This window comes from Kitasatospora sp. NPDC101183, from assembly GCF_044767945.1.
In the GTDB taxonomy this organism is placed as follows: domain Bacteria; phylum Actinomycetota; class Actinomycetes; order Streptomycetales; family Streptomycetaceae; genus Kitasatospora.
The window spans coordinates 170,407-182,354 of record NZ_JBIWOW010000003.1 but is presented as its reverse complement, the minus strand read 5'-3'; the positions used below and the strand labels follow the sequence as shown (position 1 = coordinate 182,354).

General features: G+C 73.1%; 1 protein-coding gene. It reads right to left on the bottom strand.

Annotated elements, in window-relative coordinates:
- Positions 1-176: 176 nt before the first annotated feature.
- Positions 177-11,945: an amino acid adenylation domain-containing protein gene (locus tag ACIRRS_RS04660; protein ID WP_402964973.1), complete on the bottom strand. Its 11,769-nt coding sequence runs from the start codon at positions 11,943-11,945 to the stop codon at positions 177-179.
- Between the last annotated feature and the right edge of the window lie 3 nt (positions 11,946-11,948).

The following is an 11,948-nucleotide window of genomic DNA, read 5'->3' as shown; positions in this document are numbered from 1 at the left end:
TAAATTGCCGACTGGCCAACGACGGTTGGTCCGAGCGGAGTTGAACCGCCTCTCATGAAATCGACAGCGGCGGTCCGGTCACAAGGAATTCGCAGCTAGCTGCCACCCCCGCGCCGGCCGGACCGCCCGGTTGGCCGTTACAGGCCTCCCGGGCGGTCCGGCCGCGCGCGGATCGGTCAGCCGAGGGAGTTGAGCTTCTCGTAGACGAGCCGGCCGATGAGTTCGGCGTTCTTGGGCTGGAGCAATTCCCCGTGCGGTGCGGCTATCGGATGCGTTTCGATCCGGCCGGTGATCAGCGGCCGCCAGAGGTCGTACATCTCGGAGACCACCGCCTCGCCCCCCGCGGCCGTCGAGACGAACAGCATCAGGTCGCCCCTGACGACCTCGGGCTCGAACTCCATGCCTATCCGGTAGCTGTTGTCCATGATCTTGGCGAAGGCCGTGACGTGATGCGGCTCGACACTCGCCAGTGCGCTGTCCTGGCCGCGGATGACGGCCATGACCTCGTCGTGTTCGAGCACCTGGTCCTCGGGGATCGAGTCGGTGTCGTGTCCCGCCTGGTACATCAGGACGCGGAAGATGTCCTGGTCGTCCAACCCCTCGTAGTCGTCGAACATGCCCTCCTCGGCGGGACGTCCGTCGATACCGATCAGGAGGGCGACCTCCTCCCCTTCCGCCTCCAGCCGGGTGGCGATCGCGTGGATCACCAGGGCGCCGAACGACCAGCCGAGCAGGTGGTAGGGGCCGTGGGGCTGGACCGACCGGATGTGCGTGACGTAGTCGGCGGCCATGGTCGCCATGTCCTTCGCCGGTTCCTCCCCCAGGTGGAACCCGCGGGCCTGCAGCCCGTAGACGGGGTACTCGGAGCGGATGTGCTTCAGGAGCGCCCCGTAGCCCCAGGTGAGTCCGCCCGCGGCGTGCACGCAGAAGATCGGCGGCTTGTCCCCGTTGGCCCGTATGGGCAGGAGGACTCCGTAGCTGTCCTGGTCGCCGTCGCTGTCGAAGTGCTCGACGAGTTCGGCCACCGTGGGTGCCTCGAAGACCGCGCGGCTGCTGACCTTGACCCCGAGGTCCGACCAGATCCGGCTCACCAGCTGGATGGAGATGATGCTGTTGCCGCCCAGGTCGAAGAAGTTGCCGTCGATCCCGACCCTCTCGACGCCCAGCACTTCGGCGAAGAGCCCGCACAGCAGCTCCTCCTGCGGAGTGCGGGGACCGCGCCCCGCGTCCGCGGCGGCGTACGAGGGCACCGGAAGCACCTTGCGGTCGAGCTTGCCGTTCACGGTCAGCGGCAGCGCGTCCATGGTCACGAACGCCGAGGGCACCATGTACGCCGGCAGCGCTGCGCTCACGTGCGAGCGCAGCTCCGCCGGAGCCACGTCGGAGCCCGGCCTCAGCACGGTGTAGGCCGCGAGGCGCTTGTCGCCGGGGCGGTCCTCCCGCACCACCACCGCGACCTGGGCCACCTGCGGGTGGGCCGCGACGACCGCCTCGATCTCCCCCAGCTCGATCCGGAAGCCGCGGATCTTCACCTGGTCGTCGACGCGGCTCACGAACTCCAGTTGCCCGTCCGCACGCCAGCGCACCAGGTCCCCGGTGCGGTACATCCGCTCGCCCGGGGCCCCGAACGGGCAGGCCGGGAACCGCTCGGCCGTCAGGCCGGGACGGTTCAGGTACCCGCGCGCCAGGCCCTCGCCCGCGAGGTACAGCTCGCCGGGCACACCCGGGGGGACCGGGCGCAGCGCCCGGTCCAGTACGAACACCCGGATGCCGCAGACCGGGGTCCCGATCGTCGGCGTGCCCGAGCCCGCCTCCAGCGGCGTGCTGATCGTCGCCGCGACCGTCGTCTCCGTCGGACCGTACCCGTTGAGCATCCGCCGGCCCGTCGCCCAGCGGTTCATCACGTCCGCGGAGAGCGCCTCGCCGGCGGAGATCAGTGTCCGCAGCTCCGGGAGGTCCCCCTCCGGCACCGATGCCAGGGCGGCCGGCGGGATCACGGCGTTGGTCACACCGTGCTTCGACAGCACCCGGGCCAGCACCTCGTCCGCCAGCGGTCCCCGCGGCGGCACCACCAGGGCCGCGCCGGCGGCGTACGCGCTGAAGATCTCGAAGACGGAGGCGTCGAAACTCGGCGAGGCGAACATCAGGACCCGGCTGTCGCCGGTCATGCCGAACCTCGTCCGCTGCGTTTCGGCCAGGCTCGCCAGGCCCCGGTGCGACACCACGACGCCCTTCGGGCGCCCGGTGGAGCCCGAGGTGTAGATCAGGTAGGCCGCATGCGCGGGCGTCACGGCCGCGCCCGGATTGCCCTCGGCCGGGCCCGCGGGCGCGCCCTGCTCCACGTGGTCCAGCAGCAGCCGGGGGATCGTCGCGCCCTCGGGCAGCCGGCCCACGTGCTCCTCGTCCGTCACCAGCAGCATCGGGGCCGCGTCGTCCAGGATGTACGCGATGCGCTCCTGCGGGTACTCCGGGTCCACCGGCAGGAACGCCGCCCCGGCCTTCACCACCGCCAGTTCCGCGACGACGATGTCCACGTCCCGCGGCAGCATCAGCGCCACGACCCGCTCGGGCCCCGCTCCCTGTCCGATCAGTACGTGGGCCAGCCGGTTCGCCCGGGCGTTCAGTTCCTCGTACGACAGCGTCAGATCCTCCGACACGATCGCCGGCGCCGAGGGCGTGCGGGCCGCCTGTGCCTCGAACAGCCCGGCGAACGTTCCCGGCTCGACCTGGCGTCCCGTGCCGCTCCATGCGGTCAGGATCCGCTCGTGCTCGCCGGGGGTGAGGATGTCGACCGAGGCGACCAGCAGGTCCGGGTCGGCGGTCATCACCTCCATCAGCCGCTCCAGCCGGCCGGACAGCTCCTCGATCGTCGCGCGGTCGAACAGGTCCTGGGCGAAACCGATCTTCCCGCCGATCCCGGCCGGCGCTCCGTCCGGGGCGAACACCTCGCCGAGCTGGAACCACAGGTCGAACTTCGCGACGTCCAGGTCCAGCGGGTACGGAGCCATCCGCAGACCCGCGAAGTCGCCCCGCACCTCGGCGTTGTTCTGGAAGGCGAGCATCACCTGGAAGAGCGGGTGCCGGACCAGCGAGCGGACCGGGTTGAGCTCCTCCACCAGCTGCTCGAACGGCAGGTCCTGGTGCGCGTACGCCGCCAGGTCGGCCTCACGCACCCGGTCCACCAGCTGGCGGAAGGTCGGGTTCCCGGAGAGGTCCGTGCGCAGGACGAGGGTGTTGACGAAGAACCCGACGAGCTCGTCGAGGGCCTCGTCGGTGCGGCCCGCGATGACGGTCCCGAAGGGGATGTCCTCACCGCCGCCCATCTTCCCCAGCAGGACGGCGACGGCGGCCTGCGTCACCATGAACACCGACGCGCCGCTCAGACGGGCCAGTTCGGCCACCCGCTCGTGCACCTGCGGCGAGAGCCGGAACCCCACCTCGTCGCCGCGGGCGCTGGCCACCGCGGGCCGCGGCCGGTCCGTGGGCAGCTCCAGCTCCTCCGGAGCCCCCGCCATCGCCCCCTTCCAGTAGTCCAGCTGGCGCGCCATCACACTGTCAGGGTCCGACACCTCGCCCAGCACCTCACGCTGCCAGAGCGTGAAGTCCACGTACTGCACCGGGAGCGGCTCCCACTCCGGCGCCACCCCGGCGCAGCGCGCCCGGTAGGCCTCGGACAGGTCCCGCGACAGCGGCGCCATCGACCAGCCGTCCCCGGCGATGTGGTGGATCACCAGCATCAGCACCTGGTCCTGCGGTGCCGACCGGAACAGGTGGGCGCGCACCGGTATCTCACGGGACAGGTCGAAGCCCAGCCCCGCTGCGGCGCGCACCGCGTCCTCCAGGCCCTCCGGCGTCACCTGCTCCACCACCGGCTCCAGCGCCGCCACGTCAACGGGCAGGACCAGCTGTCGGGGCCTCCCGTCGGCATCCGGGAACACCGTCCGCAGGCTCTCGTGCCGGGCCACCACATCACCCAGTGCGGCCCGCAGCGCGTCGAGGTCCAGGTCGCCCAGGAGGCGGACCGGCAACGGCAGGTTGTAGGTGGCGTTCGGGCCCTCCAGCCGGTTCAGGAACCAGAGGCGCTTCTGCGCGGGCGACATCGGGATCTCCTCCGGCCGCTCCATCACGCCCAGCGGGCGACGGGAACCGTCGGCCGAGTCGATCCCGCGCACCAGCCCGGCGACCGTCGGAGTGTCGAAGACCGACCTGACGGCGAGCTCCACGCCGAAGACCGTGCGGATTCGGCTCACCAGCCGCGTCGCCAGCAGGGAGTGCCCGCCCAGAGCGAAGAAGCTGTCGTCGATCCCGACCCTCTCCAGGCCCAGCACCTCCGCGAACAGCCCGCACAGCAGCTCCTCGCCGGCGGTGCGCGGCCCGCGTCCACCGGCGGCCCCGAGGGGACCGGGGGCCGGCAGGGCCCGGCGGTCCACCTTGCCGTTGGCCGTCAGCGGCAGGGCGTCCAGGGCCACGAACGCCGTCGGCACCATGTACTCGGGCAGCACCTGCGCCGCCGCCGCGCGCAGTTCCTCCACGTCCGCGGCGCCGTCCTCGGTGACGACGTACGCCACCAGCCGCTTCGTGCCCGGCTGGTCCTCCCGCACCACCACCACGACCTGGGCCACCTGCGGGTGGGCCGCGACGACCGCCTCGACCTCCCCCGGCTCGACCCGGTAGCCGCGGATCTTCACCTGGTCGTCGTCGCGGCCGATGAAGTCCAGCTGCCCGTCCGCGCGCCGGCGCACCAGGTCGCCGGTGCGGTACATCCGCTCGCCCGGGGCCCCGAAGGGGCAGGCCACGAAGCGTTCCGCCGTCAGACCGGGCTGGTGCAGGTAGCCGCGCGCCAGCTGGGGGCCGGCCAGGTACAACTCCCCGGCCACGCCCACCGGAACCGGCCGCAGCGCCCCGTCCAGCGCGTACGCCCGGGTGTTGCGCAGCGGTCGGCCGATCGGCGGCGTACCGGACGCGGGCTCCAGCGGCGCGCTCATCGTCGCCGCGACCGTCACCTCGGTCGGACCGTACGCGTTGACCATGCGGCGGCCGGGGGCCCACCGGTCCACCAGTTCCTGGGCGTACGCCTCGCCGCCGGTCACCACGCAGCGCAGGGTGGGGAGTTCGGCCTTCGGCATGGTGGCGAGCATGGGGGCCGCCATCATCACGTGGGTGGCCTCCCGCTCGGCGATCAGAGCGGTGAGCTCGTCGCCCACCAGCTGGGCGGCGGTGCCGGGGAGCACCAGCGTCGCACCGCCGAGCAGGGTCATGGTGTGGTCGGCGATCGCCGGGTCGAACGAGGTCGACGCGACCTGGAGGATCCGGCTGCCGGGCTCGATCCCCAGGTTCTCGATGTGTGCCGCCGCCGAGTTCGCGAGGCTCCGGTGGGAGACCACGACCCCCTTGGGCTGCCCGGTCGACCCCGAGGTGTAGATCAGGTACGCGGCCCCGGCCGCCAGGAGGGGCGCCGCCCGCTCGTCGTCGCGCGGCGAGTCGGCCGACTGCCGTGCCAGTTCCGCCCGGACGTCCTCGGTGTCGAGCAGGACCAGCGGCGAGGTGTGGGCGGGCAGGGCGTCGGCCGCCGACGAGGTCGTCACGATCACCGACGGGCGCGCACCGGCGAGCACGTGGACGAGCCGCTCGGCGGGGTAGTCGGGCCCGACGGGGATGAACGCCGCACCGGCCTTGAGCGTGGCCACCTGCGCGACGACGAAGTCGAGGGAGCGGCCCAGCACCAGGGCCACCGCCCGCTCCGGCCCCGCACCGCGGGCGATCAGCAGGCGCGCCAGTCGGTTGGCACGCGCGTCCAGCTCCGCGTACGACACCGACAGGTCCGGCGAGACCACGGCGGGAGCCTGCGGCGCGCGGGCCACCTGTGCCTCGAACAGGCTCACGACGGTGTCCTGCGGCAGCTCCGGCGCGGTCTCGCCGCCGGCGAGCAGCAGCTGCTCGCGTTCCGCCTCGGGCAGCACCGTGACCCGGGCCAGCGGCGCGTCGGTGCGCTGCACGAGCTGCTCCAGCGCCCGGACCAGGTTGTCGATGATCCGCTCCGCCGCCGCCCGGTCGAAGACGTCCGGGCGGTGGTCGGCGCGGACGAACAGCCGGTCGCCGGCGGGGATCATCGAGATGCCCAGCGGGTAGTGGATGGCGTCGCCGCCCTCGAGGGGGGACACCGTGAGGTCGCCGATCGACTGCTCCAGGTCGTCGGCGTCGATCGGGAAGTTCTCGAACACCACGATGGTGTCGAACAGTTCGCCGAGACCGGTGATCTCCTGGAGATCGGTGAGACCGACGTGCTGGTACGGCATCAGCTCGGCCTTCTGGTCCTGGAGCCGGGCCAGCAGCGCCCCGGGCGTCTCGGCCGGGTCCAGCCGGACGCGGACCGGCACGGTGTTGATGAACAGGCCCACCATCGACTCGATGCCGGGGATCTCCGCCGGCCGCCCGGACACCGTGGCGCCGAACACCACGTCGTCCCGGCCGGTCAGCTGCCCGAGGGTGATCGCCCAGGCGGCCTCCAGCACCGTGTTCAGCGTGACGCCCTGTCCACGGGCGTGGTCGCGCAGGGCCGCCGCCAGGTCCTGCGGGAGCTCCACCGCGGTCCGCTCCGGGATCACCGGCTCCCGCCGGTGGTCGGCGGGGGCCAGCAGCGTCGGCTCCTCCAGGCCTTCGAGCGCCTGCGTCCAGGCGGACCTGGCCGCCGCCCCGTCCTGGCGGGCCAGCCAGGCCAGGTACTCCCGGTAGGGGGTGATCCTGGGCAGGCCGGAGTCGTCACCGCGCAGTCGGTACAGCTTGAACAGCTCGCCCAGCACGATCGGCGTGGACCAGCCGTCCAGCAGGATGTGGTGGTTGGTGATCAGGAGCCGGTGCCGCCCCTGCCCCAGGCCGATCAGGGTGAACCGCATCAGCGGCGGCGTGGCGAGGTCGAACCGGCGGGCGCGGTCCTCGGCCGTCAGGCGGTCCAGCTCGGCCTGCCGCGACGCCTCCGGCAGTGCGCTGATGTCGACCTCCGACCACGGGAGTTCGATGTGCCCCGGGATCACCTGGACGGCGTCGCCGCTGCCCTGGCTGCGGAAGGCGGCCCGCAGGTTGGCGTGCCGGTCGAGCAGGGCGGCGGCGGCCAGCCGCAGCGCCCCGCCGTCCAGCGCGCCCTCGATGTCCAGCGCGATCTGGACGGTGTAGACGTCCGCTCCGTCCTGGTCGTAGAGCGCGTGGAACAGGAAGCCCTTCTGCAGCGGCGCGAGGGGGAGCACGTCCATCAGCTGCGGCAGATCGGACTCCAGCGCGTCGATCTCCTGCTGGGTGAGCTCGACCAGGTCGAGGTCGGAGGGCGTGCGGCCGCCGGCGCCCGGCCCCTCGGTGTGGGTGACGATCGCCTCCAGCGCACGGAACCAGGTCTGCGCCAGGTCCCGTACCTCGTCCTCCGCGAACAGCTCCCTCGGCCAGGCCCAGTTCGCCACCAGCCGCACGCCGTCGGCGCCCTCCCGGGCGGTCGCGTTCATCTCCAGCGCGTGGGGCAGCGGCATCCCGGCGTCGGCCCCGCCGCCCAGCGCGGCCCCGGCGCGGTCGTCCCCGCCGTCCTCCGTGACACCGGCGAGCCGGCCGAGGTAGTTGAAGCCGATCTGCGGGGTGGGGAGTTCGGCCAGGACCCTGCCCGTCTCGGGGTTGAGGTGGCGCAGCAGCCCGTAGCCCGCGCCGTTGTCCGGCAGCGCGCGCAGCCGCTCCTTGACCGCCTTGACGGCACGGCCCAGAGCGGGGCCGCCGGCCCAGACCTGGGCCCACTCCTCGGCCGTCGACACACCCGGGTCCAGGTCCACCGGGAACAGGCTGGTGAACCAGCCCACCGTCCGGGACACGTCGGCGCCCGGGACCAGCTCCTCACGGCCGTGGCCCTCCAGGTCCACGAGGACCCCGGAGGCCTCCGTCCCCCGGCGGCGGCGCCAGTCCGCCACCGCCAGCGCGAACCCGGCCAGCAGCACGTCGTTCACGCCCGTGTGGAAGGCGGCCGGCACCCACGTCAGCAGCGCGCCCGTCGCCTGCGGGGGCAGTGTCACCTCCAGAGCGGCCGCGTTCGACAGGACGTCACGTCGCGGGTCCAGCGGACGGGATCCGAGCGGGGCGTCCTGGCTCCGGAGCATGCCGGTCCAGATCTCCAGCTCGGCGACGCGGGCCGGCGAGGACGCCTCCTGCACCAGGCCCTCGGCCCAGGCCCGGAACGACGTCCCGACGGGCTCCAGCTCCGGCTTCCGGCCCGCGCGCACGGCGGCGAGCGCCGCAGCCAGGTCGGGCAGCAGGATGCGCCAGGACACCCCGTCCACCACCAGGTGGTGGACGATCAGCAGCAGCCGGCCGGAGACGCCGGGGCCGCCGTCGAACCACACCGCCTGCACCATCACACCCCGGTCGGGGTCCAGCCGGCCCTGCGCCGCCTGCGCCTCGTCGGACATCAGCGTGCGCAGTTCGTCGTCCGACAGCCCGCCGGCATCCACCCGGTGCAGCAGCTCGGTCGCCCGCACGGCGCCCCGGGCTCCGATCTCCAGTCCCCAGCCGTCGCCGGAGCGGGACAGCCGCATCCGCAGCGCGTCGTGGTGGTCCACCACCGCCTGCAGCGCGGCGGCCAGGTCCGCCGCGGTGCAGCCGGCCCCGGTGGGCGCCGTCATCGCCTGGTTGAAGGCGTCGATCGGCCCACCGGCCTCCCGCAGCCGGTGGACGATCGGCGTCAACGGGACCGGACCGGTCCCCGCGTCCGCGCTCCCGCTTCCACCGGTGGGCCGAGCGGCCTGGTCCGCGTCCTGCGCGACCGCCGCCAGGGCCCCCACGGTCCGGTGCCGGAAGACGTCCCGCGGAGTCAGCACCAGCCCCGCGCGCCGGGCGCGGCTGACCAGCTGGATCGAGACGATGCTGTCGCCGCCCAGGGCGAAGAAGCTGTCGTCGATCCCGACCTTCTCCAGGCCCAGGACCTCCGCGAAGAGCCGGCACAGCAGCTCCTCGCGGGCGTTGCGCGGCCCGGACCCGCCGACCAGGGTGGCGAAGTCGGGGGCGGGCAGGGCCTTGCGGTCGAGCTTGCCGTTCGGGGTCAGCGGCAGGGCCTCCAGCGTCACGAAGGCCGCCGGCACCATGTACTCGGGCAGCACATCGGCGACGGCGGCCCGCAGGGCGCCGGTGTCCGCACCTCCCGCCGCCGGAACCACGTACGCCACCAGGCGCTTGACGCCCGGCTGGTCCTCGCGCACCACGACCGCGACCTGGTCCAGCGGGGCCTGGGCGGCGATGACGGCCTCGATCTCGCCCAGTTCGATCCGGAAGCCGCGGATCTTCACCTGGTCGTCGATGCGCCCGACGAACTCCAGGTGCCCGTCCGCGCCCCGGCGCACCAGGTCACCGGTGCGGTACATGCGCTCGCCCGGAGCGCCGTGCGGGTCCGCCACGAACCGCTCGGCGGTCAGGCCCGCCCGCCCCAGGTAGCCGCGGGCCAGGCTGGCGCCGGAGACGTAGAGCTCGCCGGCCACCCCCTCGGGAACCGGACGCAGCGCACCGTCGAGCACCCGCACGCAGGTGCCGCGCAGGGGGTCGCCGACGACCGGCCGGGGGCTGTCCGCGACCCGGCAGTACAGGGCGTCCACGGTGCACTCGGTCGGCCCGTAGAGGTTGTAGGCACTGACCCCCGCCAGCGACCGCAGCTCCTGCCACAGCGCGTCGCCGATCGCCTCGCCGCCGAGCAGCAGCACCCGGGGCCGCGGCCCGTCGCCCTGCAGCGCTCCGCCGGCGAGGACCTGCTGGGCGTAGGTCGGCGTGAAGTTGAGGACGTCGACGCCCTCGCTCGCGCTGTAGCGCAGCAGTGCGTCGGGATCGCGCCGCACCTCCTCCCGGACGACGTGCACCTCGTGGCCGGCGAGCATCCACAGCAGGCCGTCCAGCGAGGCGTCGAAGGTGAACGCCGCGGTCAGCGCGAACCGGAACCGCCGTCCCCCGGCGGCCCGGACCTCCGGCTCGATGAGGCCGGCCCGCTGGCTGCGGAACAGGCCCAGCAGCGAGCGGTGGGTGACCGCGACGCCCTTGGGCGTGCCCGTGGAGCCCGAGGTGTGGATCAGGTACGCGATCCCCTCGGGGGTGAGCGGTGCCGTCCGGTCGGCGTCCGTCGGGTTCGCGTCGGAGGTCGCGGACAGCCGCTGGACGGTCTCGGCCGCGTCGAGGACGATCTCGGTCATCCCCGCCCGGACGTCCGGCAGTTCGGCCGCGGTGCCGGCCAGCGTGATCAGGGTGGCCGGGCGGGCGTCCTCGACCAGGAAGGCGATGCGCTCGGCGGGGTACTCCGGGTCGACCGGCAGGTAGGCGGCACCGGACTTCAGCACCGCGAACATCGCGACGACCATCTCCAGCGACCGGGGCAGGGCCAGCGCGACGATCCCCTCCGGGCCGTTGCCCTCCTGCGCGAGCACCCGGGCGAGCCGGTTGACGCGGCCGTTGAACTCCGCGAACGTCAGCGACTCGCCGTCGCAGACCACGGCCACCTCGTCGGGCGTCCGCTCGGCCTGCTGCTCCAGCACGTCGACCACGGAGCGCGCCGGCGTCGGCTCCACCTCGGCGCCCGTCCCCAGGGCCAGCAGGTGCTGCTCGCGCCGGGGCGCCAGCAGCCGCAGCCGCCCGACCGGAAGCCCGGCGTTCGTCCTCACGTCGCCCAGCAACCGCAGCAGGGCCTCGGCGACGAACTCGACCAGGCCGGGGGCGACCGCCTCGGGGCGGTAGCTCAGCGCCAGTTCCAGGGAGTCGCTGAGGATGACGGCGAGCCCGAGGGGGTAGTGGGTGTCGTCGCGGGTCTGGCTGCCCACGATGCCGAGGTTGCCGGCCGACTTCTGGAGCCGCTGGGAGTCGACCGGGTAGTTCTCGAACACGACGAGGGTGTCGAAGAGTTCGCTGTGCCCCGTGAGCCGCTGGATGTCGCTGAGGCCCAGGTGCTGGTGCGGCATGAGCTCGGCCTGCTGGTCCTGGAGCCGGGTCAGCAGGGCGCCCAGGGTCTCGGCCTGGTCCAGCCGGACCCGGACCGGCAGGGTGTTGATGAACAGGCCCACCATCGACTCGATGCCGGGGATCTCCGCCGGCCGCCCGGACACCGTCGCTCCGAACACCACGTCCTCGCGGCCCGTCAGGTGTCCGAGCAGCAGGGCCCAGACCGCCTGGACGACCGTGTTGACGGTGACACCCGCCTTACGGGCCCACTGGGCGAGCTCCGCCGTCTCCTCCCGCGACAGCCTGACCGAGTGGTGCTCGGAGGAGGCCGTCAACTCGGGCAGGTCCGGTCCGGCCAGCAGGGTGGGCTCGTCCAGCCCCTTGAGCGCCTGCTGCCAGGCCGCCTCGGCGGCGGAGCGGTCCTGCCGCTCCAGCCACGCGAGGTAGTCGCGGTAGGGCGTCACCCTCGGCAGCGCGGAGACGTCGCCCTTGGTGCCGTACAGCTCGAAGAGCTCCCCCACCAGCCGCGACATGGACCAGCCGTCGAGCAGGATGTGGTGGTTGGTGATCAGGAACCGGTAGCGGTCGGCGCCCGTGGTGATCAGCGTGAAACGCATCAGCGGGGGTGCGGCGAGGTCGAACCGCCGGGTCCGGTCCTCGTCCACCAGGCGGACCAGTTCCCGGTCACGGTCGGACTCCGGCAGACCGCTGAGGTCCACCTCGTGCCATGGCAGCGTCACCTCGCGGGGGATCGCCTGGACCGGCTCGCCGGTCTTGCGGTGGAGGAACCCCGCCCGCAGGTTCGCGTGGCGGCGGAGCACCGCGGCGGCGGCGCCCGACAACGCTTCGGTGTCGAGAGCGCCCTCGATGTCGAAGGCGAGCTGGATCGTGTAGACGTCGGTGCCCTGCTCGTCGTACAGCGCGTGGAACAGCAGGCCCTTCTGCATGGGCGACAGTCCGAGGACGTCTTCGAGCCCTGGCTTCTTGTTCATCTCTGTGCCGTTCGTCATCAT